This window comes from Moraxella sp. (assembly GCF_030525845.1).
Lineage (GTDB): Bacteria > Pseudomonadota > Gammaproteobacteria > Pseudomonadales > Moraxellaceae > Moraxella.
Map to the genome: position 1 here is coordinate 33,833 of NZ_JAUNDY010000009.1, position 21,941 is coordinate 55,773.

The 21,941-nt window shown below is 42.7% G+C and carries 24 protein-coding genes and 1 tRNA gene; 7 read left to right on the plus strand and 18 right to left on the minus strand.

Translation table 11 applies throughout. The annotated features are described in order from the left end of the window. Window positions 1–5: 5 nt before the first annotated feature. From Q4B79_RS05160 to Q4B79_RS05170, 3 genes are all read right to left on the minus strand, one after another. The gene (locus Q4B79_RS05160; RefSeq protein WP_303085363.1) at window positions 6–773 is read right to left on the minus strand and encodes an insulinase family protein; all 768 of its coding nucleotides are present in this window, start codon (window positions 771–773) and stop codon (window positions 6–8) included. Further along, the gene (locus tag Q4B79_RS05165) at window positions 740–970 is read right to left on the minus strand and encodes a hypothetical protein (RefSeq protein WP_303085364.1); all 231 of its coding nucleotides are present in this window, start codon (window positions 968–970) and stop codon (window positions 740–742) included. The genes Q4B79_RS05160 and Q4B79_RS05165 overlap by 34 nt, the downstream gene beginning before the upstream one ends. Before the next feature lie 69 nt (window positions 971–1,039). Next, window positions 1,040–3,610 (minus strand): TonB-dependent siderophore receptor, encoded by a 2,571-nt coding sequence (locus tag Q4B79_RS05170; RefSeq protein ID WP_303085365.1) that lies wholly within the window; start codon window positions 3,608–3,610, stop codon window positions 1,040–1,042. A 175-nt stretch (window positions 3,611–3,785) separates the two neighbouring features. On the opposite strand from Q4B79_RS05170, the gene Q4B79_RS05175 reads away from it, so the two are divergent. After that, window positions 3,786–5,570: an ABC transporter ATP-binding protein/permease gene (locus Q4B79_RS05175; RefSeq protein WP_303085366.1), complete on the plus strand. Its 1,785-nt coding sequence runs from the start codon at window positions 3,786–3,788 to the stop codon at window positions 5,568–5,570. 25 nt (window positions 5,571–5,595) lie between these two features. Here the strand turns inward: Q4B79_RS05175 and trmD are convergent, their stop codons facing one another. The 3 genes from trmD to nfsA all read right to left on the minus strand — a co-directional run bounded on the left by trmD (window position 5,596) and on the right by nfsA (window position 7,805). Beyond that, window positions 5,596–6,354 (minus strand): tRNA (guanosine(37)-N1)-methyltransferase TrmD, encoded by a 759-nt coding sequence (trmD, locus tag Q4B79_RS05180; RefSeq protein WP_303085367.1) that lies wholly within the window; start codon window positions 6,352–6,354, stop codon window positions 5,596–5,598. A gap of 9 nt (window positions 6,355–6,363) precedes the next feature. Beyond that, window positions 6,364–6,846, minus strand: a complete 483-nt coding sequence (gene coaD, locus Q4B79_RS05185) for a pantetheine-phosphate adenylyltransferase (RefSeq protein ID WP_303085368.1) — start codon at window positions 6,844–6,846, stop codon at window positions 6,364–6,366. A gap of 176 nt (window positions 6,847–7,022) precedes the next feature. Continuing rightward, a complete protein-coding gene (nfsA, locus tag Q4B79_RS05190; RefSeq protein WP_303085369.1) occupies window positions 7,023–7,805 on the minus strand; it encodes an oxygen-insensitive NADPH nitroreductase in 783 nt (260 codons plus the stop codon). A gap of 114 nt (window positions 7,806–7,919) precedes the next feature. On the opposite strand from nfsA, the gene smpB reads away from it, so the two are divergent. Continuing rightward, window positions 7,920–8,396 carry an SsrA-binding protein SmpB gene (gene smpB, locus Q4B79_RS05195; RefSeq protein ID WP_303085370.1) on the plus strand — a complete coding sequence of 159 codons (477 nt, stop codon included), beginning with the start codon at window positions 7,920–7,922 and terminating at the stop codon, window positions 8,394–8,396. Window positions 8,397–8,416: 20 nt separating this feature from the next. On the opposite strand, the gene murD is transcribed toward smpB, so the two are convergent. Beyond that, entirely contained in the window at window positions 8,417–9,802 is a 1,386-nt protein-coding gene (gene murD / locus Q4B79_RS05200; protein ID WP_303085371.1) for a UDP-N-acetylmuramoyl-L-alanine--D-glutamate ligase, read from the minus strand. Window positions 9,803–9,918: 116 nt separating this feature from the next. Here murD and glnK point away from each other — a divergent pair, with 116 nt between their 5' ends. Further along, on the plus strand, window positions 9,919–10,257 hold the full coding sequence (gene glnK, locus Q4B79_RS05205) for a P-II family nitrogen regulator (protein ID WP_303085372.1): 339 nt from the start codon (window positions 9,919–9,921) through the stop codon (window positions 10,255–10,257). Between the two features lie 59 nt (window positions 10,258–10,316). On the opposite strand, the gene Q4B79_RS05210 is transcribed toward glnK, so the two are convergent. The 3 genes from Q4B79_RS05210 to Q4B79_RS05220 all read right to left on the minus strand — a co-directional run bounded on the left by Q4B79_RS05210 (window position 10,317) and on the right by Q4B79_RS05220 (window position 12,207). After that, the gene (locus tag Q4B79_RS05210; protein ID WP_303085373.1) at window positions 10,317–10,682 is read right to left on the minus strand and encodes a hypothetical protein; all 366 of its coding nucleotides are present in this window, start codon (window positions 10,680–10,682) and stop codon (window positions 10,317–10,319) included. 179 nt (window positions 10,683–10,861) lie between these two features. Then, the gene (locus Q4B79_RS05215) at window positions 10,862–11,407 is read right to left on the minus strand and encodes an NADPH-dependent FMN reductase (RefSeq protein WP_303085374.1); all 546 of its coding nucleotides are present in this window, start codon (window positions 11,405–11,407) and stop codon (window positions 10,862–10,864) included. Window positions 11,408–11,517: 110 nt separating this feature from the next. Next, window positions 11,518–12,207 carry a pirin family protein gene (locus tag Q4B79_RS05220; protein ID WP_303085375.1) on the minus strand — a complete coding sequence of 230 codons (690 nt, stop codon included), beginning with the start codon at window positions 12,205–12,207 and terminating at the stop codon, window positions 11,518–11,520. Between the two features lie 334 nt (window positions 12,208–12,541). Between Q4B79_RS05220 and Q4B79_RS05225 the strand changes: the two genes are divergently transcribed. Next, on the plus strand, window positions 12,542–13,411 hold the full coding sequence (locus Q4B79_RS05225; RefSeq protein ID WP_303085376.1) for a LysR family transcriptional regulator: 870 nt from the start codon (window positions 12,542–12,544) through the stop codon (window positions 13,409–13,411). A gap of 9 nt (window positions 13,412–13,420) precedes the next feature. On the opposite strand, the gene Q4B79_RS05230 is transcribed toward Q4B79_RS05225, so the two are convergent. Continuing rightward, on the minus strand, window positions 13,421–13,669 hold the full coding sequence (locus Q4B79_RS05230) for a hypothetical protein (protein ID WP_303085377.1): 249 nt from the start codon (window positions 13,667–13,669) through the stop codon (window positions 13,421–13,423). 2 nt (window positions 13,670–13,671) lie between these two features. Continuing rightward, complete coding sequence (locus Q4B79_RS05235; protein ID WP_303085378.1) at window positions 13,672–14,679, minus strand: DNA/RNA non-specific endonuclease; 1,008 nt, start codon at window positions 14,677–14,679, stop codon at window positions 13,672–13,674. Between the two features lie 104 nt (window positions 14,680–14,783). On the opposite strand from Q4B79_RS05235, the gene mutY reads away from it, so the two are divergent. Further along, window positions 14,784–15,926, plus strand: coding sequence for an A/G-specific adenine glycosylase (gene mutY / locus Q4B79_RS05240; RefSeq protein WP_303085379.1), 1,143 nt, complete (start codon window positions 14,784–14,786; stop codon window positions 15,924–15,926). A 13-nt stretch (window positions 15,927–15,939) separates the two neighbouring features. Here mutY and Q4B79_RS05245 read toward each other — a convergent pair whose 3' ends face one another. Beyond that, a complete protein-coding gene (locus tag Q4B79_RS05245) occupies window positions 15,940–16,842 on the minus strand; it encodes a polyprenyl synthetase family protein (RefSeq protein WP_303085380.1) in 903 nt (300 codons plus the stop codon). Between the two features lie 162 nt (window positions 16,843–17,004). Here Q4B79_RS05245 and Q4B79_RS05250 point away from each other — a divergent pair. Beyond that, window positions 17,005–17,080 (plus strand) — tRNA-Phe (locus Q4B79_RS05250). Between the two features lie 37 nt (window positions 17,081–17,117). On the opposite strand, the gene Q4B79_RS05255 is transcribed toward Q4B79_RS05250, so the two are convergent. Next, window positions 17,118–18,056 (minus strand): competence protein CoiA family protein, encoded by a 939-nt coding sequence (locus tag Q4B79_RS05255; RefSeq protein WP_303085381.1) that lies wholly within the window; start codon window positions 18,054–18,056, stop codon window positions 17,118–17,120. A gap of 109 nt (window positions 18,057–18,165) precedes the next feature. On the opposite strand from Q4B79_RS05255, the gene Q4B79_RS05260 reads away from it, so the two are divergent. Next, window positions 18,166–19,224, plus strand: a complete 1,059-nt coding sequence (locus Q4B79_RS05260) for a hypothetical protein (protein WP_303085382.1) — start codon at window positions 18,166–18,168, stop codon at window positions 19,222–19,224. A gap of 39 nt (window positions 19,225–19,263) precedes the next feature. Here the strand turns inward: Q4B79_RS05260 and infC are convergent, their stop codons facing one another. From infC to Q4B79_RS05280, 4 genes are all read right to left on the minus strand, one after another. Then, complete coding sequence (infC, locus tag Q4B79_RS05265) at window positions 19,264–19,761, minus strand: translation initiation factor IF-3 (RefSeq protein WP_303085387.1); 498 nt, start codon at window positions 19,759–19,761, stop codon at window positions 19,264–19,266. A gap of 137 nt (window positions 19,762–19,898) precedes the next feature. Then, complete coding sequence (locus Q4B79_RS05270; protein WP_303085383.1) at window positions 19,899–20,252, minus strand: hypothetical protein; 354 nt, start codon at window positions 20,250–20,252, stop codon at window positions 19,899–19,901. A 421-nt stretch (window positions 20,253–20,673) separates the two neighbouring features. After that, window positions 20,674–20,946: an SH3 domain-containing protein gene (locus Q4B79_RS05275; RefSeq protein WP_303085384.1), complete on the minus strand. Its 273-nt coding sequence runs from the start codon at window positions 20,944–20,946 to the stop codon at window positions 20,674–20,676. Between the two features lie 78 nt (window positions 20,947–21,024). Continuing rightward, window positions 21,025–21,792 carry a hypothetical protein gene (locus Q4B79_RS05280; RefSeq protein ID WP_303085385.1) on the minus strand — a complete coding sequence of 256 codons (768 nt, stop codon included), beginning with the start codon at window positions 21,790–21,792 and terminating at the stop codon, window positions 21,025–21,027. Window positions 21,793–21,941: the final 149 nt, after the last annotated feature.

A 21,941-nucleotide genomic window follows, 5' to 3' on the forward strand; every position in this document is an offset into this window, starting at 1 on the left:
ACGCTTTACTCTTTTGTTAGTGGCATGTCGATGAAGGCTTGGACGTTATTTGGGTCGTAGATTTTGCTTGCCATGCGTTTTAAGTCATCAAGGTTGATAAAATCCACCAAATGTTCGGATTTGCCAAGATAATCCAAATCGCCATTTTCGTACGACAACACAAGGCGGTTGAGCTTGGTATGTGGGTCATTTTGGCGGGATTTTTCTTGGGTGATGAGTGTTTGTTTGGCACGAATGACATCATCGGCGTTGATGAGTGAGGGTAGGTTTGCCAAAACATCTTTGGCGACTTCGACCATTTCGTCCACTTTGTCGGGGCTTGTGGTAAAACGCAAATGGCTTGTGATTTGGTTGGTTTGGGCGTTGAGTGTGGCGTCAAAATTTAGCCGATAAATGCCAAGTTTATCATCACGCAAGGCGAATTTGAGTTTTTCGCTGGCAATATTTTTAAGCAAAGCAACCTGCATAGCGTCCACACCTTGCCATGTGTAAGGTGTGCTTGACCAAAGCTGGACATCGGCACGCTGTTCAAGGTTGTAGGCGAATTTGACGGTATCGGTGTTTGGGGTGGGGGTGTGTGCGTGGTGCAAAAACTTGCCGTCATTGGCATGGGGGCTGGCAAATAACGGCACAAATTGCCCCATTTGGGCAGGCGTGGCATCGCTGATGATATAAATCGTCATGGGGGCTGTGCGGATACGCTCCCAAAGGTTTTGCAAATCCTGCTCGTTTAGGGCTTCTAGCTCGTCAGCGTTGGGCAGGTAGCTTGGCAATCCACGCAAGCGAGCAATGGCGAGATGACGTTCATGTTCAAGCTGTTTGCGTGACGGAGTTCGAGTCGCCCTTTGTCATCATGCAACGGCAAAATGGTGTAACGAAAACCATTGTCAAGCATGCCTGTGATGGGAGTGCTAATCTCGGCTAGGGCGGATTGGGCGATAAAAAAGAGGGCAAAAATAATTTTTTTCATAACATTCTCAAAAAATAAACCAAAAGCACCCATCTTAGGTGCTTTTGTTGGTTGTATCAAATTAATGTACTACCAATTGTAGGTCGCCCCAAGCCAGATTTGACGACCTTGCTCGTAGGTAATGACAGAACTATTGTTTGGTTTGCCAATTTCCATCTTTTTATTAAAGACATTGGAAATATCCATGGTCAATTCCAGATTGGTGTGTGTACCAAAGTATTTTTTATAAGCCATTCGCCAATCATAAGTCAGCTGTCTACCAAAATCCGTCTCTTCGTACAGCGTTGCTCGACCAGCATAATTGCCACAAGCATATTCGTCTAACGGACAATCCACCGATGTGGTGGTGTAGCCTTTATAAGGGGCTGTATATTTAAGATAATGCCCCCATGTAAAGTTAATGTCAGGGAAAGTCATGTCTACATTCAAAAAGGCATGCCACGGCTTGTTATAATCAAAGGCTGGCAAATCCGCCTTTTGCATGAGCTTGCCCTCAAAGATGGCATAATCTTCATCGCCTGCTGAGGTGTCATCATAAGTATTGGCGGTGTTTTGGCGGTTATCCGACCAACTGGCCCCAAACGACCAATCCAAATCCAGTCCACTATATCTAATGGGTTTTGTAGGGCTGACACTGAGTGTAACCGTATCTGCCTTTGACCAACCACTATTGTCCATGATACGCTCGCCAGCCTCGTTGGTGGTTTGTGAGCGTGCAAAGCTCTTTTTAGAATCACGATTGACCCATTTTAGCGTCCACGAAGTATTGGCGATTTTTTGGGTTAGACCAAGTACTTTCTCATCGCTGTACGGTGTATCTAGTCCACTAACGTCATGGTTATATTTGCTAGCACTTCTCTCTTTGAGCTGACCGTCCGTCCACTCGGTTAATGTGCCATCAGCATTCATGGTGCGTGTTTGCTGAAAGTTGCTACTGATGCCATTTTTTAATTTATAAGCAAAAATAGCATTGTTATGATACCTACTCCAACCGCCGAACAGCTTGGTTTTATCATTGTTAAATACATCAGCTGTCCATGCAAAACGTGGTGAAACATCAGTATTTTTTAGATAATCATTATAGCTTATGCGTATACCCGGTGTCAGCTCAAAACGACCGATTTTGATATTATCTTCTGCGTAGATGCTATATTTATTCATACTCGCTGACACACCACGAGCAGGGTAAAGCAGACGAATAGAGGTAAATTGCTCACCATCAATACAGCCGTCCACCCCTTGACAGATGACTTTATCATTCCACGTCATCATGCCGCCTAAGCTGGTATCATAAAAACGCTCATAGTCTTTGTTTTCATGGCGATATTCCCAACCTGCGTTGATTTGATGAGTGCTATCCCCCAAACTCATGTCATAAAAAGCATAGTCTTGTTTGGCGGTAACGGTTTGGCTCTCTGTGGCAAATTTACCATAGCCACCTTGCAAACCTGTTTGATTGCCTGCAATAGTAGGCACGCCTGTTTGCCATGTGATAACATCGGAGGTATTGCCACGATATTTATGCCACCATGGATAGTAGTGGTCAGATTCATTGGTAACCTTATTTTCATCTTTTTGGTAGCCGATGACGCTTGTAACCTTACCCCAGTCCGCCAAATGCTTCCAATCCACATTGAGGCGATAACCACCCCCAGCATTTTCAAAGCCACTATCTTTGATGTTACGCCGATAAAATAAAGATGAATGTGGGGCATACATGGCGGTCGCACTGATGGTATCGCCATTATTTGCTTTATAATTGCCCTTAATAAGATAAGTCTCGGTTTGACGCTCTTGATCTCGCCACTCGCCCAAGATGTCTTGATAAAAAGGGATTTTTGAGGTGGTGCGGTCATACGAAAATAACAATGCCAATTTGTCATTCACAGGCTGATTGATGCTGGCAGAATAGGTCTGCTTGGTAAAGCGTGGTTGATAATACAATCTACCAGCAGATTCAAAATCCCCCTTAATGCCATTGTGTATATGAAAACTGGTCAAATCATCGCTGGTCGTGCGATAAGAGATATAGCCTGATGCCCTGTCCGAGCGTGGGTTTTTAATCTTAGCATCAACTACCCCACCTGTAAAATCACCATATTTGGCAGAGACATTGCTGTCAAATACCTCCACACTATCAAGCAATCGGCTATTAATCCACAGCGACTGCTCTCCCCCAGCAGGCAAATCCCACGCATTATACCCCGTAGGCAGACCGCCCGCCACTGCATTATTGCTGGCGGGGTCAATGTTGTTGTTATTGGACAAGCCATCAATCATGTAATTATTGTTATAAAATTTTTCGCCATGAAATGAGATTTTTTCAGGTTCTAGCTCACCACCCATCAAGGAGCTGTTTGTAGCATTAGCAAATTGAACGTTTGGATTGCTTTTTAGAAGTTCGTTGATACTGCCGTTGGCTGTGGGTCGCTTGGCGATTTGCTCGCTGGTGAGTTGTTGAGTACCCATTTGCTGACTAAATGGCGTAACCACGATTTTTTCATCTGGTAGTCGTGCCTGATAGCTGGCACGCCCCGCCTCATCAATGCTAATGGTGGTAGAGACAGCACTATTATCATCGGCATAAGCCACACCCACTAAGGCATGCCCCACTGCAAGTGCAATGAATGTCTTTTTCATAAAAAATCCCATTATTAAAATAACAATTATTTACAAACCTGAAATAATATAATAGAAATGATAATAAAAGTCAATTATAAATTCATATCATTTAAATATTAAGACATATTATCATTTTTATCATAATTTTATAAATTATGATAAAATAAAGCCTAATGCTTATTTTGGGACAAATATGGACTGGTCAAAAGAACTCATCGAATCTGCCATTTGGCTCTCCAAAAGCCTTGCCATAACAGGGGCTGTGTTTAGTGTGTTTGTGTGGGCTTTGGTTAGGTTCACACATTGGGGGCGGCAGTTTTGGTCGATGGCAAGTGGGTATTTAACGCCCAAACGTAGCGTTAAGCCTTTGGCATTTTTTACTTTTATTGTGTTTTTGACACTCTTAGAAGTGCGTATCAGTTTGATTCATTCTAACTGGTACAACACCATGTATTCGTCTTTGCAGGATTTGAACCAAGAAGTTTTTTGGGTACAAATGGTGGTGTTTTGTTTTATCGCTGCCGCCGCCGTTGCCAATTCGCTATTGACTTACTATGCCGAACAGCGTTTTCGCATCAACTGGATAGAATGGCTCAACAAAAATCTCGTGGACAAATGGCTTGCCAACCAAGCCTACTACAAGACCCAACAAAACTTTGGCGAGCTTGACAACCCCGACCAACGTATTCAGCAAGACGTACAAGAATACGTTGCTCGTTCCTTGTCGCTTGCCACAGGCGTGATTGCGTCCGTCAGCTCGATTGTGTCGTTTACCATCTTGCTGTGGGGGCTTGCAGGTCCGATGAATGTCATGGGTGTGGAAGTGCCAAAAATGATGGTGTTTTTGGTATTTATCTATGTGTTGATTGCTACCGTCATTGCGTTTTGGCTTGGGCGACCGCTTATCCAACTTAATTTTGATAACGAAAAATTCAACGCCAACTACCGTTATTCGCTCATTCGCATCAAAGAATACGCCGAGTCCATCGCCTTTTATATGGGCGAAAAAGCCGAAAAAAGCCGACTGTACCGTGAATTTGATAGAGTCATTAGCAATATGTGGGCGATTGTTTATCGTACGCTCAAATTTTCAGGGTTTAACCTTGTGGTATCGCAGGTGTCGGTGGTGTTTCCGCTACTGATTCAAGTGGGGCGGTATTTTGCGGGCAACATCAAGCTAGGCGACCTCATGCAAACCATGCAAGTATTTAACCGTTTGCATGGCAATTTATCCTATTTTCGTAATGTTTATGATGATTTTGCCACCTATAAAGCCACACTCAACCGTCTAACTGGCTTTGAAAATGCCATCAATGCTGCCACACAAGGCAAATCCATTGACATCATTCATCATGATACCGATGTGATTTTTGAAAATGTCTACATCAAAACCCCAGCAGGCAGAACATTGATCACAGATCTCAATCTGCACCTAACACAAGGTACACACCTGCTCATTCAGGGTAAATCAGGACTGGGGAAAACCACCCTACTGCGTGCCAGTGCAGGACTTTGGGGGTTCTGTGAAGGCAAAATCACTTGCCCATCTGACGCTCTGTTTTTATCCCAAAAGCCTTATTTGCCACAAGGGAGACTGATTGATACTATTTATTATCCGCATATCGTACCAGAGACGGTTGATGATGATGGTATTCGTGGGCTTTTAACCAAAGTTCAGCTTGGGCATTTGGCAGATAAGATTCACGAAGAGCATGACTGGACGCATATTTTGTCGCTTGGCGAACAGCAACGTCTCGCCATTGCTCGTGTGCTACTACATCGCCCTAATGTCGTGTTTTTGGACGAAGCGACTGCCAGCATGGACGAGGGCTTGCAAGACAGCGTGTATCGTACATTGATTGATAACTTGCCAAACAGTACGCTGATTAGCGTTGGTCATCGCTCAACACTGCTTGGCTATCACACAGACAGGCTTGAAATATTAGGCGATGGGGCATGGCAAATTACCAAAATCTAAAAATAAAACTCCCTGATTGGGAGTTTTAGTTCATCATGCCGTCCAGCCATTTTTGTTGTTCTTTATTAGGGGTAAACTTCTCCCACAAATCAGGGCGGCGTGCTTGGGTGCGTCCCGCCTGCTGTAAAAACCGCCACCGAGCAATATTGGCATGATGACCCGACAGTAGCACCTCTGGGACTTTTTTATCTTTAAAAATCAATGGCTTGGTGTAATGCGGGCAATCAAGCAGTCCATCAACAAAACTATCCTCCATCGCTGATTTATCATCATTCATCACATGAGGCAGACGGCGTATCACGCTGTCCATCAGTACCATCGCAGGTAACTCTCCCCCTGTCAGCACATAATCGCCAATGGAAATTTCTCTATCAACATAAGCTTCTAGCAGTCGCTCATCAATACCCTCATAACGCCCACAAAGCAGTATCATGCCATCTAGCTCGCTGTATTCTAGCACCGTCTGCTCACTGAGCGTTTGACCTTGTGGCGACAGATACACCACAGGACAGATGGGATTATCTTTATTTGTTTTTGTAAAATATTCATCAGCCAAGATTTTGGCATGCAAAATCGCCCTCTCCAATGGCTCTGCCATCATGACCATGCCTGGTCCACCACCAAAAGGTCTCTCATCAATACGCCGATAATTATCCGTGGTAAAATCTCGGGGGTTGATGGTGTGTATGACGACTTGCCCACGAGTAACCGCCCGCCCTGTAATGCCGTACCCTGTGGTTGCTTCAAACATCTGGGGCAAAATACTGATGACTGCAAAAAACATCGCCTATCCTTATTGACCAAATTTTTTGGCAAAACCATCAAGCACGCACGGCGGTACAAATTTACAGACATCGCCACCGAGTTTGGCAACTTCACGCACGAGCGTGGACGAGACGAACGAGTATTCTTGGGCAGGGGTCAAAAACACCGCCTCAAAACTCTCATCAAGGCTACGATTCATGTTGGCAAGCCCAAATTCATACTCAAAATCAGACACCGCTCGAAGCCCACGAATGACCGCCACCGCATTTTGTTCTTTGACAAAATCCACAAGCAGTCCCTCAAAACCCACCACCGAGACACGAGGATTATCCTTAAAAATTTCTTGAACGAGGGCGACTCGCTCATCGAAGCTAAATAGGGGCTTTTTGTGATGAGCAAACGCCACCGAAATGACGACTTCATCAAAGATTTTTAGGGCACGATTGACAAGGTCAATATGACCGTTGGTAATGGGGTCAAAAGTACCAGGATAAAGGGCTTTTTTGGTCATGGTATCAAAAATTTCAAAAAAAGCCTATGTTAGCAAATTTTTATGGTTTTGGGGATTTTATTTTTACAAATGGCACAATTACTTAAAAAATTAACAAGAATACTGCTTTTGGATTTGACGTAAAAATGAAAAAAGGGCATTTTAACCTTAAAACACCCTTATCCGTTCTGTAAAAATCAACGCTTGGCAAAACCTTGTGATTGCAAATAATCCAGCATAAAAGGACGCACTTCACCACCAAAGGTTTCGGCAATCTGAGCCTTCCAATCCAAATCCAGTCCACGACCGCCATAATACGCCTTGACTTCCTCATTATAAGCCGATAAGGTGTCCTCGCTTGGGATTTGATAAGTATCAGTGGAGATGATGACATCTAAGGGCAGGCGTGGTCGCTGGGATTGGTTGATTTTGGAATCCCAATCAGGGTGCCCCAAGCACAGCCCAAAGAGCGGAATGACGTGCTTTGGCAAGCCCAGCACTTCGCTGGCACGTTTGATGTCATTGCGAAGTGAACCGATGTACACACCACCCAGTCCCAAGCTCTCTGCCGCCGCCAGCATGTTTTGAGCCATGAGTGCCACGTCAATCGCCCCGATGAGTAACACCTCCGTCCAATCAGTATTGACATCAGCCAGCTGATTGTGGCGGTGAGCATCTGCACAAAATACCAAATATTCTGCACAGCTCTGTACATAGCCATGCCCCAAGCGTTTGCCGTCTGCAAGAGCTTGCTCGTATGCTTCTGCCGTCATGTCGCAGGAGATTTGGCGTAGGGCGGTGCGTTTGGCTTTATCAACCACACGAATCACGCTGACCGCTTGCAAATAGCTTGATGTAGAGACCGCTCGCCCTGCCTCAAAAATGGCACTTAGCATGTCGTCCGAAATCGGCTCGCCTGTGTATTTACGGACGGAGCGGTGGTTAAGGAGGGTTTCTAGGGTGGGTTTAGAGGTTAGCATGGTATTTTTCCAAAAAAAATAAAACCCATATTATCAAGGATTGATGATAAAGGCAATTTGTTTTTATGGATTAAATCTTTTATAATGCAAGCATTTATTTTATAGGAAAAAATCATGTCAAAAAAACCAAAAAAAACCTCCAATCAAATCTGTGCCAACAAAAAAGCCCGCCACGAATATTTCATTGAGGAAACCTTTGAAGCAGGCATGGCGTTAGAGGGCTGGGAAGTCAAATCCATCAGAGCGGGCAAAATGGCAATCACGGACGCTTATGTGATTTTTAAGGGTGGTGAGGCGTTTTTATTTGGCGGACACATTCAGCCTCTATTAACGAGCTCCACTCACATCAACCCCGACAACATTCGCACTCGTAAACTTCTACTCAATCGCCGTGAGATTGATAAATTGTTTGGCATGGTCAATCAAAAAGGCTATGCGGTCGTCCCCCTATCCTGCTACTGGAAAGGCAGTCGTGTCAAATGCGAAATTGCCCTTGCCAAAGGCAAAAAACTCCACGACAAACGAGCCACCTTAAAAGAACGTGATTGGCAAATGGATAAAAAACGAGGCTTTAAGGCGGATTTACGCTGATATGGTCAAGTTAGGCATCATCAATTAAGCTGTTTTACCAAAGAAACAAATTTATCGCCCCGTTCGCCATAATTTTTAAATTGGTCAAGGCTGGCACAGGCAGGCGACAGTAGCACAGCTTTGTCACAGCTTTGGCAGTCTTGCTCTACTGCTTTGTCCAATGTAAATACTTTGTGAGTGCGATTGGCAAGCTCATCATCACTGATAAAGACATCATATATCAGCTCAGCGTCTTGCCCGATGAGGTAGATGTGTTTGGCAAAGCGTTTGGCATATGGCATGATTTCGGCAAAATCTTGCCCCTTGCCCTGCCCACCCACAATCAGGGCGATTGACTCATCGCCATACACCGCTCCTAGTCCGTCAATAGCGGATAAGGTTGCTCCGATGTTTGTGCCTTTGGAATCATTAAAATACACTTTACCACCCACGTCCGCCACAAATTCACAGCGATGTGGCAAGCCCTTAAAGGTGCGAAGGACATCGAGCATGGCACTCATGTCAAGCCCAACTGCATGACCCAACGCCAACGCTGACAACGCATTTAGCAGGTTGTGTTTACCCTTAATCAAAATCTTATCAGACGATAGGAGCTTTTGTCCGTCATGACATAGATAAATCTGCTCACCGTTGTCGCTTGGCTCACCTTTTAGGCAAAATTCTGCCGAAAAACCTTCGCCAATCTCGCCACTGGTGCTTATCATGGTGGCAGTTTTTGGCAAATGAGCAATGCAAGTGCGTGCCAGCTCTTTATCATCTAGCCACACCACCGCATTTTTTACGTCATCAAAAATTCTGAGTTTTTGGGCAAGATAACCTGCCATGTCGCCATGACGGTCTAGGTGGTCGGCAGAGAGATTTAGAATGGTCGCCACGTCCGCTCCAAGTCCGCTCATCATTTCAAGCTGAAAACTGGATAATTCAAGCACCACCATGTCCATGCCGTCAATGGCAAGCAAATCAAGGGCTGGCGTGCCGATATTGCCTCCCACACCGACTGTTTTGCCTGCTTGTTTTGCCATGAGACCCACGAGTGTGGTAACGGTGGATTTGGCATTTGAACCCGTAATGGCGACAATGGGGGTGTGCGTGCCAGTTTGGGCATCTCGCTCTTTTAGCGTTTCAATGAACACTTGTACATCACTCACCACGCTCACACCCTGCTCCATCGCTTTGGCAACGGCTGGGGTGGTGGGGTCGATACCAGGGCTGATGACGATTTTGTCAGCCGTCAGCAACACATCGCCGTCAATACCTCCAAAATACGTCCGCACGCCTTGTGGCAATTTGTCAGCCAAAGACGGGAAATTTCCGTCCGTAACTGCCACTTCATGCCCTTGCCCCACCAAAAAATTGACCGCCGACAGCCCAGAACCGCCCAGCCCAATAACCACATAGTTTGCCATAATCTACCCTTATCTTTCATGAAATCTGGTTATTCTATCAGAATTGCCCTGTCTGTTGTTGGATTTTTGGTAAATTTATCCTATAATAATCCCAGCCAACCATCATAAGGATTGTTATGAAACTTGTTACAGCCATCATCAAACCCTTTAAATTAGATGACGTGCGTGAAGCCTTGTCCGATGTCGGTATCAACGGCATTACCATCACAGAAGTCAAAGGATTTGGTCGCCAAAAAGGACACACCGAGATGTATCGTGGGGCAGAATATGTGGTGGATTTTTTACCCAAAATCAAACTCGAAATCGCCTGCTCTGATGAGATGGTTGAGAATGTCATTACCGCCATCATTGATACCGCAGGTACAGGTAAAATCGGAGATGGCAAGGTGTTTGTAACCCCACTTGAACAAGTCATTCGCATTCGTACGGGCGAGACAGATGAAAGTGCGTTGTAAGTTCACATAACACAAAACCCCCAGTTGGGGGTTTTGTATTTGGCATAACCTATAATAGGTTATTGACGTACACCTGTTTGAGTGCCAGCAGCACTCTTGATGGTAATACTGTTGCCATTTAGGGTAATGTTGGCAGTACCTGAGATAGGCAAGGTTGGGTGCTTGCCCTTACCTGCATATTTACCACCGCCTTGTGCTTTAATGTCGCTGATGACGGTCGCTCCTTCACGTTTTTTGGCTTTTTCGGTCAGACCCTTTGTCATGACTGCTTTATATCCATTGCCTGACTTGCTGATATTGATGATGGCTTTGGCTTCGCCCTTTTCGCTCATCTTCCAGTTACCTACGATGGCATCGTTGTTGGCAAATGCACCAGCAGATACCGCCATACCCAAACCAATAACCAATAATTGCTTTACTTTCATAAAAACTCCAATCATGTCTAATGAACATTGTCAATCGTTGTACTGACAACTGTTTACTCATTATAAACAAGGCATTGACAAATTGCAAATGCTAACCGTGTAAGAAAATGCCCTTTTTGTGATAGATTGTAAAAAAACACCGTCAAATTTTACTTTAACGGCATTTTTGTAAAATTTAATTAAAATTTAGCAACAAATTCTGCATAAGCATCGATAAAGCCCTGCAAAGTGGTCTTGGCTTGCTCGCTCACAAGCTCGCCAGACTCATCAAATGCCCCTGCAAAAATTCCACCCACGCTCGCAGCAAACGGAGCAACGGGCATGTTGATATAAGCCCCAGCGGCCACCGTGCGAAGTGCGTCCACCGCACGATTGCTACCGCCTGCATTCACGCTGATAAGTCCTAGTGGCTTGCCAATCCACAAGCTTTGACCTACTGGGCGAGATACTACATCAATGGCGTTTTTTAACATGGCAGAGTAGCTACCATTATGCTCTGGCGTTACCCAAATCACAGCATCAGAAGCCTTAACCGCTTCACGTACACGTGTATAAGCTGGCACATCTTGCTCGTCCAAATCGCGGTCGTATAGTGGCAAATCGCTGATGTCTACGACATTTAGGGCGATAGAGCTTGGGGCGATTTTTTGCAAATGCTTAACCGCCAAGTGGTTAAAAGAGGTCTTACTGGCAGAACCAATGAATACGGCAATTTGTTTTGTCATGATGACATTTCCTATTTTAAACTAAAATTTATGGGGGCAATTTAACCCACAGCACACAATGAATAAACCAAGCCATTGTATCATAATTTGATGATAAACATTAAATCAGCTTACCTTAAATCAAACAACAAAAATTCACTTTCGTCATTTGCCACGATGTCAAGCGTATCCTCTTCGCTCATTGCCACGCCATCGCCTGGCATGACTGCATGACCATTGACACTAAATTCACCTTTGACAGCTTGTAGCCAGTAGTTGCGATTTTGGTTTAGAGTGATGATTTCGCTTGTATTTTTGGCAAATTGATACCGCCAAAGTTTCATGTCTTGATAAATTTTAAACGAGCCATCTTCGGCATTGGGCGACAAAATCAGCGTGCCACCAACCTTATCAGAAAAGCGTTTTTGGTCGTAACGAGGCGTAATGCCTAGCTCATTTGGCATAATCCAAATTTGTAGCAAATGTAGCGTCTCGTCCTCTTTGGGGTTAAACTCCGAATGCGTAACGCCAGTACCTGCCGACATAATCTGAAACTCGCCTGCATGAAATTCTTTAACATTACCCATGCTGTCTTTGTGAGCGATGGCACCTTGTAACACATAAGTCAAAATTTCCATGTCTTTGTGCGGATGGGTGCCAAAACCCATCGTTGGTGCTACTCTATCCTCATTAATCACTCGCAAATCAGAGAACCCCATAAAATTTGGGTCATAATAATTAGCAAACGAAAAAGTATGGCGAGCATCAAGCCAGCCATGATTGGCGTGTCCTCGCTCAGATGATTTTCTAATATAAATCATGTTAATTTCTCCAAGTGATTAATGGTGCGTATTATACAGGTGCATTCTTTTGAAATAAATGGCTAGAATGGATAAGATTTATCCATATATGGAATAATAACCCCACACGCATACTTATCGCACTAATTGACCCGCCCCAATCATGAAACCACACCGCCTCATCATACCCACCCCTTTGGACTGATACTCTAAAAGGGAAATAAATTGCAATTTTTCAAATCCAGCCTTTAAAAGAGCGTATTGGCTGTAAAATTCATTAGATGCATTACAATTCTTTTAAAATGAGCAATAAACCACTATAATGGGTGTGATTTATCCTTATGAGGAATAATAAATGCTTCTTGCCGAACACATGACCTTGTTTGTGGCAATCGTTAAAAACAAAAGTTTTTCTAAAACCGCCCTACAATTTGGCATTGCTCAGTCTAGTCTATCTCGCAAAATGAGCGAATTAGAAGCACATTTGGGACTAAAACTCATCCACAGAACCACAAGAAAACTCACTCTGACCGAAGCGGGGCAATTTTATTTTGAACGAGCAGTCGCCATTGTGGACGAACTGGACCGCACCCACCAAGCGATGAGCGGTCTAAAATTAGAACCAGAAGGCGTGTTAAAGATGTCGGTAAATAACGAAATCGCTGACTGGCTCGCCGAAATTTTACCAAGATTTCATCAAAAATACCCCAAAATACAGTTACATATTGATGTTTCCGCCCAAAAAACTGACCTTTTGGCAGGGGGTGTAGACATGGTGGTTAGGGCAGGCACGCCGACCGAAGGGCATTATATCGTCCACCCCTTGACAAAAACCCACCTAAATTTATACGCCAGCAAGTCTTATTTGGACACACATGGCACGCCAGCCACGCCTGATGAGTTAAGCACCCATCAGACTTTGGGGTTTATGGGGAAGAATCTGTGGAAGTTTTATTCTCATGGGACATGCATCAGCATTGCTCCGACATTTTTGTATCAATCAAGCAGTTTTCGTTTGCTGGCTCACTTGGCTCATGCGGGGTTGGGCATTGCCATGTTGCCCACCATCAACAAAGACACCAAAGGACTTATCCCTGTGCTATCAGAATATCAAGGGGAATGCGTGCCAATTGTGATTTTGACCGCAACACGACTGCTACCTATCAAGGTTAAGTGCATGACGCAGTTTTTGCAGGAGCATTGCTCATCACAACTGACAGCATAGATAGGTAGCTTACAAAAAGGGATTGTCCACCCAAGTAGAGGCACGTCTTTCGTCAGTTAACTGCTCTGGCAAATCATCTAATGCTTCAAATCTTGTCATCAAATCCTGCATAAATTCATACAACACCCTCGCCTGCTGTCTACCCAAAGCCGATTTGTCAATCTGCAAATCACCAGTAATTAGCACACTATCCATGCCATTTTCTATGGTCAGACCGCCAATTTGTAGTACTTCACTGTCATTGTTAAAAATATCCATGCCTAACCACGCTCCTTCAAAAACGCCATCACAAACTCAATAATAGATTTGATAAGCACGCCAAGCCAGCCTCCATCTTGTGATGATTGGGGGTTTTGGCTTATTCCGCCCTCATAAACGCCAGACAAATCAGGCAAATTAAACGGAGCATGCGAAATATCCTGCGACAGATAAGGCATCACGCTAATGCCAGTACGCTTTGCAAATTGGTCAAAACTGATGTACTCCAACTCGCCTGAGGCGTTATTTGCAGAATAATACACACCTGCACACCCCAGACTGGGAATATAAACCGCCTTAAAAAAATGACTTGGCACAAGCACACCAGAACCAATACTCGCTACCTTTTTACCATCAAATACCACACCTGTAACCACATAGACCTCATAGTGTGTCACCGCCATATTTCGCACGCTTTTTTCAATGCTTTGCCACACACCACGATTGTGTTCGTTGTTTTGGGGGGCGATGTTGGCCAAACTAAAACTATCAAACTGCTCGGAGGCATTCGACATGTCGCCATTGGGTGATAAATGCCCTCTGTCATAGCCTGAACGGCGATAGTCATTTAAGGTCGCCCTAGCCGAAGATGGCAGACGAGTCTCTTCATGAAAACTGTCTTTGCGTGTCAAGGTGCGTGCTGATAAAATGCGGTTTTTAGTTAGATACTCGGCAGAATAAATGGGTGTTTTTGAAATGCCAGAATACAGCACCGCAAAGCCATCAAAACACAGCTCATAATTTTCACGAGCAAGTTTTCGCCCCTTTTCGCCAACCAATGCTGGTGGCACACCTCCATAAAAATGCTGTGAACATCTGGCTAAATTTTGGGCGGTATGCTCACTACCTTGATGACCCACAAAAACTTCTGGCTCATTGGCATACGCCACCGCCACATTATCATCGGCATAAGCAACGGCAATGTTATCTGTATTAGCATAGCACACACTTGTCAATAACACCGCTACCATTAAGGGAGTTTGCCTAAATTTTTTACTAAAACCTAACATGATTTTTACCAGATAAATTTTTATCATTATAACCGATTTTACCTCTGTCTCATGAAATTTTAGCCATCGTCCCCATAAAGGGGTTTTTACTTTGATGATTCATCATGAATACCAACACTTTTGCCCCACGCCTTTTAGACTGGTGGCGCGCTCACGGTCGCCATGACCTAGCGTGGGAACAGCACCACAAGCCCACCGCCGACATCTACGCCGTCTGGCTCTCTGAAATCATGCTCCAACAAACTCAGGTGGCAACCGTCATCGGTTATTTTGACCGTTTTATCCACCGATTTCCCACCGTGCAGGATTTGGCAGGTGCAGACTGGGATGAAGTGGCGACACTTTGGGCGGGCTTGGGTTATTATGCCCGTGCCAGAAATCTGCACAAAGGAGCAAAGCAAGTGGCGGATTATATCAACACACATGGACATTTTCCCCAGACAGTTGATGAATGGCAAAACATCTGTGGGGTGGGACGCTCGACCGCAGGGGCGATTGTGGCGATGGGTGTGCGTGGACGTGGGGTGATTTGCGATGGCAACGTCAAACGAGTACTGACACGTTGGGCGGGCATTGATGGCGACATCACCAAAACCGCTACCGACAAAATACTTTGGGAGCTTGCCGACACACTCACACCCACGCACGATAGTGGTAAATATGCCCAAGCGATGATGGATTTGGGGGCGACCGTCTGCACTCGCACTCGCCCAGCCTGTGAGGATTGCCCCCTGTCGACTGACTGTACCGCTCATGCCAATGGCAATCCCACCGCCTATCCTATCAAAGCCAAAAAGATGGACAAGCCCCACCGTCATTCGCTCGTGTTTGCCCTATGTTTTGATGGGAAACGACTGTGGTTAAAACGAGAAAATAGCCACACCACCATTTGGGAAGGTTTATATGCCCTGCCTATGATGATGATTGGTGATGACAAAACCAAAGCACCCACCACCCTATCCATCGCCAAAACGTTGCATGATAAGCTACCGCCCATCCAACAAATCAGCCTTGCCGAACGTCAAATTTTTGACAGTTTGCCTGATGAGTTACCAAACGCCACCAAAACCATCAAACACACGCTGACGCATTTTCATTGGCATTTGTCATTGATAACGCTTAATCTTGATGAAAATTTGTACCACACCATCAATCACGCCTTGACCGCAGTCAATGCTGATTTTGTGTGGCAAAAAGATGGCAAGGGTTTGGGCGTGCCAAAGGCGATGGAGAAGCTGTTGAATTGATTGGGAATGCAGGTTAATGCCCTCTTGTTTGCAACCAATCCACCACCTGCAATAGTAGATTATCCACCCCAAACTCCGCCACCTGCTCCCTCGCCTGCCCAAACAGCTCATCGGCATAAGCACGAGCCTTGTCCACCCCAAGTAGCTTGACGTAGGTGGATTTGTCCAATTTATCATCACTGCCCGCAGGTTTACCCAAAGTTGCCGTATCCGCCACCACGTCTAGTACGTCATCTTGGACTTGATAGGCAAGCCCAATGAGCCTTGCGTATTTGTCAAGTTTCACCATTTCCTCATCAGACGCACCGCCACACACCGCCCCCATCAGCACACTCGCCTGTATCAATGCCCCTGTTTTATCCCGATGAATACTTTCAAGCTCACTTTGCGTGAGTGATTTTTGTTCCCCATTCAAATCCGCCTGTTGACCTGCCACCATACGCCGAGCATTGGGGGCTAACAGCTTAACCAATTTGGCAAATTTCACATCGTCCACTCCACCAAATCGCTCATCACCCAAAACTTCAAAAGCCAGCGATTGGAGCACATCGCCCACCAGCATGGCAACCGCTTCGCCATAGACCACATGACAAGTGGGCTTGCCACGTCTTAGCTCATCATCATCCATGCACGGCAAATCATCATGAACCAGCGAATAACTATGCACCATCTCTATGGCAAGCATGGCACGGCGAACATCAGCCAAATCTGCCAGATCGCCTCCCACCGCCAAAAATGTCGCAAGCACAAGCAAAGGTCGCACCCTTTTTCCGCCATTGGACAGGGCATAGCGAGTCGCTTCATCTAAGGGACTAGGCAAATTTACGCCATCAAATACCTGCTCAAAATCCACTTCAAGTTGTTTGTTGGTAAAGGTTTGTGTGTTTTTTAGGCAATGCAAATCAAGAATAGGCATGGTAAATTGTCAGTTTAAACGAATGGCTTATCATAACCCAAAATCAGCATTTTTTGGCAAAAATCCATGAATTTTTAAAAATTTTACATTTTTATGAAAAAAGTGCTTGCAAAGTTTTAAAAATACGCTATAATACGCACCACTTAGCCAATAAAGCTAACTGGCGCGGTAGCTCAGTCGGGAGAGCAACGGATTGAAAATCCGTGTGTCGGCAGTTCGATCCTGCCCCACGCCACCATATTTTAAAAAGCACCCAATTTTGGGTGCTTTTTCTATTAGCTTTCCTTAAAGATTAACTGTGTTAATTTGCTCTTAATTCTACCTGATGAAAAATCCGCTTCAAAAACAAATTCCGCCTCACATGGCAATTTTATATCTCGATACAAACTAAAATTTTCCGAACCCTTGATTTTAAACTGCTCAAAAGTATGCCCAATTGCCCCCTCTCTGATTTGATAATCAGTAAAAGGGCGAATGGCGGTAATCACTAGATTGTCATAATCAATGGAACGACCATAATTATTAAAAGTACCTTTTGATTTATGCAAGCCGACAACTATAAAAACAGGATTGTTTGACATGATAGAACTCTCTTTTAAATTGGTTGAAAAATTTTGGATTGATAAATTATTTGATAAAGGATTGTTGGCGATTATCTGCTCCTTAGGATAAATCCAAGTTTTATTATCCAGATGGTTTAAAATATAATTTTTAACAAAATCGCTGGGTATTTCTATGCCGGTATTTAAAAAGACACTCAAATCAATCTCAATGGTTTTAACACCCAATTTATTGATAAAATCTCTTTTTTCATCATCGATAAAAGAAGTAACCGCAATTTCAATAAATACCATTTCATCATCATTGATAGCAATCAAATCAGGACGAATATCGCCAACTGATTGCTCTGGTTGAATGGTGTGAAATTGATATAATTTACCCTGTTGATTACCATCATATGATAACTCTGGTAAATAAATTTTTTGCTCTGCAATAATGACTTCTTTGGCGTATTTATGTAAAATACTTTCGGGGTGAATGTGGCAACTTTCTTTATTGCTAGCATGAGCAAAATGATGTTCGTTGATTTCGCCTTTTTTGGCAATCACACTCTCGCCACACTCAAAGCAAAAACATTGGCACGCCAAGCCCCGTTCCACCTGTCCAATACTCACCAATTGGTCGGATGAATTAAGGGCAACTTTCATTAACATAAAATTTCTCCGAGTGAAAAAGTTGAGTGTATTATCGGCGAATTTTTGGGGTAAAAACAGTCCAAAAACAGCTTAAAAGGGGTTTTCATCCCTTTATTGTGAGGTAATTATGAGTAAAAATCATATTTTGGTCTTTGAGACATTAAAAAAAGCAATTGATAACTTAGCAGATGAGCAAGCTAGTTTTTTATATCTTAATTCTTTGATCGAAAGAGCCATTAAGAATGCAAAAAATCCCATCAATGAATTTGAAGTAGATAAAATATCTAGGGCAGAGTTACATGCTATTACATACAATACCCCATTGGATGAGATAGACAAAGAAAGAGTTAAAAGAAACTTAAATATAGAAAGTTTTAAAAAATTTCTTATTAACTTAATTTCTAACAATCAAGAGTTGCAGGTTAAATTTAAGGATTTGGGATTTTATCCAGTTATTAAAAATAGTGAAGGCAAAGGTCGTGGCAATGAAAGAAAAATATGGTTAGATATTGATGTCTATGATGAGAATATTTTTGGCAAAGAAAATCAAAAAGAAATTATTGATAAGTCCACTATAAAATACGATAGACAAGAAAATTCACTGGTGAAAATATCTTTATTTTCAAAAATATTTTTTGATAAAAATTATGAATTAAAAATGATGAGTTTTAAGGGGATTTTATTGCTTTTTATTTTAATCAATAGCTTTTTTATCAACTTAATTATCATTGCTTTATTATTTGTTTCAATATTTATTATTTACGAGTTTTTGAAAATTGGCTCAATTATTACACCAACATTGATATTTTTATCATTATTTATGTTTTCTTATTTTATGTATAATTTTTACATTCCATTAAATAAAATTCAAACCCATAGAATTGTAAAAGCGCCACAACTATTTAAATACATCAATCACACCAATGCCGAAATCGAATTTTTTGGTAAAGAAAAAGATTATAAATACAACATCGCCCGAATTACTGAGATTCGCTCCGTTTGCCCGATTTGCACCGCTCCCATTCTACTGATGGACGGCAGACCTGACCAGTCCGCTCCACTTGTCGGACGATGTATAGAGGCACCGCACGCCCATGTGTATAGCTTTGACCGTGTGATGATGGTGGGGTATTTTTTGGGGCATCCCGCCTATTTACAAGAAAGTCAGTCAGAAAACGACTCATAAAAAAACCCACCATAGGGTGGGATTTTTTGTGCAATAAAATCACTTTTTCTTAGCAGGTCCAAGAAGCATGCCAATCTGACGACCTTCGAGCTTGGGAGCTTGTTCTACGCTGGCAATCTCGGCAGTATCCTCAATAATACGCTCCAACTGACGAAGTCCAATCTCTTGATGGCTCATTTCACGTCCACGAAAACGAATAGAAACCTTGACCTTGTCTTTGTCCTCCAAAAACTCCACGATTTTACGCAATTTAACCTGATAGTCAGCCTCCTCAGTACCAGGACGGAGCTTAATTTCTTTGACTTGGGTTTGTTTTTGGTTCTTTTTGGCTTCTTTTGCCTTTTGTTTTTGTTCGTACAAATGGCGTTTGTAGTCCATAATCTTGGCAACAGGTGGTTTGGCATCTGGGACGATTTCCACCAAATCCAAGTTGGCATCTCTTGCCTTTTCTAGGGCTTCTTTTAGGCTAACAACACCAAGCTGTTCGCCATCTTCTTTGACGAGGCGGACTTCTTTGGCACGAATGTCTTCGTTGATGTTTAGGCGATTTGACGGTTTAATGGGTCATACTCCAAATAAAAATACGAAGCCCTATTTTACTTAAAAAAAATGGGGATTTCAAGGGGTTTTGGGTGGATTAACAAAATAAAACTCACTACCTTTGAGGGGTTTGCTTAATACGCACAGAATTCAATGTTGGCATAACTGTCACCCTTGTTAAATGGCGTGATGATTATCGTGTATTTACCATTTTGAGGAATGTCCCAACCAGACATCGAACCACCATTATTTTTGAGAGTTTGCCCTTTTGGGTTTTTCACAATCACTTCATATTGACTTCTGTCGGTAGGATTAACAAACAATGTCTGATGTTTCATTAATCCCAAGGTAAATCTTCTACCAACCACATCTCCCTCAAAACTGCCACAATAACTGCCCTTGGCAAATACAATAGGCGTGGTTTTGGCAAAACTTTGTCCACTTACTGCCAATAACGCACAAAGAGCTAAAACTTTGACGCTTTTCATTAAATATTCCTTAAAAAACCATTTTTATCATCATAACAAATTTATAAAACAAATACAAGTTAAAAATTAAAAATGGTAGGAACTGCCATCATTTTACCATTTGACAAAATTACCCAAATCCGATACGAGAACAAAGACCATTTTAATACAAAGATTAATTTATGACCGTGCTTACTTTGCATATCCTAAGGCGAATTGTCCGCCCAAGCTGACCAATATGGATTATTAAATAAACAATCCATATTGCAAACCTTTTGTGAATTTCTTGAAAAAAAGCCCAAAGAGCGAAAACTTAGTGGGACTTAAAGGAGTGGTTAAATTTATGGCGGATGATTTTAATGAGTGATTGTAATGATTTGTTTGATAAGGAATTTTTTAAGTAAAAAATCCACTCAATTTTTTGAATGGATTTTTTTTAAAATTAGTAACAACTAATAAACTCTCGATATACCCAGCCAATGTATTTATCAGTTTTGACATCAAACACCACGACCCACGGACGATTTTGACCGTCATAACCATACTCACCCACATGAACCACCGTGCCATTTTTGACCTTGCCAATGATTTTACCATTAGGGGCGGATCGTACATTTAATGGCGTGTCTGTCGGATCGGTTACTTTGCAGGTTTCGGCATACGCAGACACACTCAAAGAGAGTGTGGCACATAGAGCTAAGGCAAGTTTTTTCATAAAAAATTCCTCAAAAAATCACTAGCACTATCATAACAAATTTACAAAGTGATTAATGTTGGAAAAATGTTTTTTTATTCATCTATCTGGCAAGCGTGGAATAAATAAGCCAACAGTTGCAATATGGATTGGTAATGTAACCAAATCAACTGCAAATGCAACAGGTGTTAATATAATACTGGTTGCTTTTAATGCATTGTTGCTTTTTGTGTAATAAATACGATATTCGTAAGGGTGTTTAAACTGGTGGGTTAGACTGTGGCTATTATTTACCGCATTGGCTAGGGTTACTTTGGTATTTAATTCGTAGCGACAATATAATTCTGATGGTATTGGATAAAGATTGGGAGCGGTTGGAATAAATTCTGGCTCATATTCACATTCAAATCCCATATTGGTTAATTCTTTTTGGCGATAACTATCTTTTTCAATGTTGTTTTCTCTATAACGTAATACAAATAACTCTCTAATTTTGTAAATTTGTTGGGGTTTATCCAGCTTCATTCCTTTTTGATTGGTACCACCACTTTCGCCGATACTGGATAAGCTTAAATATTGATTATTGATTTTTCCACTTTGTAATTGGGGGACTAATTGATTAAATAGATGATAGTCTTTGCTTTCCAACTCAACAATCAAACTGTTTTTTGGGCTTGCTAGTATTAGAACATTATTAAACCCTGTGATTGGCTGACTGGGCTTACCAATGGCGATAAATTCATCTTTCAATAATGTAACATCTTCTGAACTTCTGTCAGAAATTTCATTAACCAGCATTGACGCACAACCTGATAGCAAAAAAGCATTAACCGTCAATACAGATGATAATTTGATGATTTTGGACATTTTATGCTCCAGTCAAGGGTTTTAGTTATTATATATTAACTGAATAAAAAAATACAAGCCAAACTTTGACTTGTATTTTTAAAAGACATAATAAATATGATTTTATTCCCACTCTTCCAAATCGCCCATATTGGTGGTATCGTGGAATG

Excerpts from the sequence above, each read along its gene's own strand:
- Q4B79_RS05165 (WP_303085364.1), bottom strand. The coding sequence starts at position 970 with ATGAAAAAAATTATTTTTGCCCTCTTTTTTATCGCCCAATCCGCCCTA.
- Q4B79_RS05170 (WP_303085365.1), bottom strand. The coding sequence starts at position 3,610 with ATGAAAAAGACATTCATTGCACTTGCAGTGGGGCATGCCTTAGTGGGT.
- Q4B79_RS05175 (WP_303085366.1), top strand. The coding sequence starts at position 3,786 with ATGGACTGGTCAAAAGAACTCATCGAATCTGCCATTTGGCTCTCCAAA.
- trmD (WP_303085367.1), bottom strand. The coding sequence starts at position 6,354 with ATGTTTTTTGCAGTCATCAGTATTTTGCCCCAGATGTTTGAAGCAACC.
- coaD (WP_303085368.1), bottom strand. The coding sequence starts at position 6,846 with ATGACCAAAAAAGCCCTTTATCCTGGTACTTTTGACCCCATTACCAAC.
- nfsA (WP_303085369.1), bottom strand. The coding sequence starts at position 7,805 with ATGCTAACCTCTAAACCCACCCTAGAAACCCTCCTTAACCACCGCTCC.
- smpB (WP_303085370.1), top strand. The coding sequence starts at position 7,920 with ATGTCAAAAAAACCAAAAAAAACCTCCAATCAAATCTGTGCCAACAAA.
- murD (WP_303085371.1), bottom strand. The coding sequence starts at position 9,802 with ATGGCAAACTATGTGGTTATTGGGCTGGGCGGTTCTGGGCTGTCGGCG.
- glnK (WP_303085372.1), top strand. The coding sequence starts at position 9,919 with ATGAAACTTGTTACAGCCATCATCAAACCCTTTAAATTAGATGACGTG.
- Q4B79_RS05210 (WP_303085373.1), bottom strand. The coding sequence starts at position 10,682 with ATGAAAGTAAAGCAATTATTGGTTATTGGTTTGGGTATGGCGGTATCT.
- Q4B79_RS05215 (WP_303085374.1), bottom strand. The coding sequence starts at position 11,407 with ATGACAAAACAAATTGCCGTATTCATTGGTTCTGCCAGTAAGACCTCT.
- Q4B79_RS05220 (WP_303085375.1), bottom strand. The coding sequence starts at position 12,207 with ATGATTTATATTAGAAAATCATCTGAGCGAGGACACGCCAATCATGGC.
- Q4B79_RS05225 (WP_303085376.1), top strand. The coding sequence starts at position 12,542 with ATGCTTCTTGCCGAACACATGACCTTGTTTGTGGCAATCGTTAAAAAC.
- Q4B79_RS05230 (WP_303085377.1), bottom strand. The coding sequence starts at position 13,669 with ATGGATATTTTTAACAATGACAGTGAAGTACTACAAATTGGCGGTCTG.
- Q4B79_RS05235 (WP_303085378.1), bottom strand. The coding sequence starts at position 14,679 with ATGTTAGGTTTTAGTAAAAAATTTAGGCAAACTCCCTTAATGGTAGCG.
- mutY (WP_303085379.1), top strand. The coding sequence starts at position 14,784 with ATGAATACCAACACTTTTGCCCCACGCCTTTTAGACTGGTGGCGCGCT.
- Q4B79_RS05245 (WP_303085380.1), bottom strand. The coding sequence starts at position 16,842 with ATGCCTATTCTTGATTTGCATTGCCTAAAAAACACACAAACCTTTACC.
- Q4B79_RS05255 (WP_303085381.1), bottom strand. The coding sequence starts at position 18,056 with ATGTTAATGAAAGTTGCCCTTAATTCATCCGACCAATTGGTGAGTATT.
- Q4B79_RS05260 (WP_303085382.1), top strand. The coding sequence starts at position 18,166 with ATGAGTAAAAATCATATTTTGGTCTTTGAGACATTAAAAAAAGCAATT.
- Q4B79_RS05270 (WP_303085383.1), bottom strand. The coding sequence starts at position 20,252 with ATGAAAAGCGTCAAAGTTTTAGCTCTTTGTGCGTTATTGGCAGTAAGT.
- Q4B79_RS05275 (WP_303085384.1), bottom strand. The coding sequence starts at position 20,946 with ATGAAAAAACTTGCCTTAGCTCTATGTGCCACACTCTCTTTGAGTGTG.
- Q4B79_RS05280 (WP_303085385.1), bottom strand. The coding sequence starts at position 21,792 with ATGTCCAAAATCATCAAATTATCATCTGTATTGACGGTTAATGCTTTT.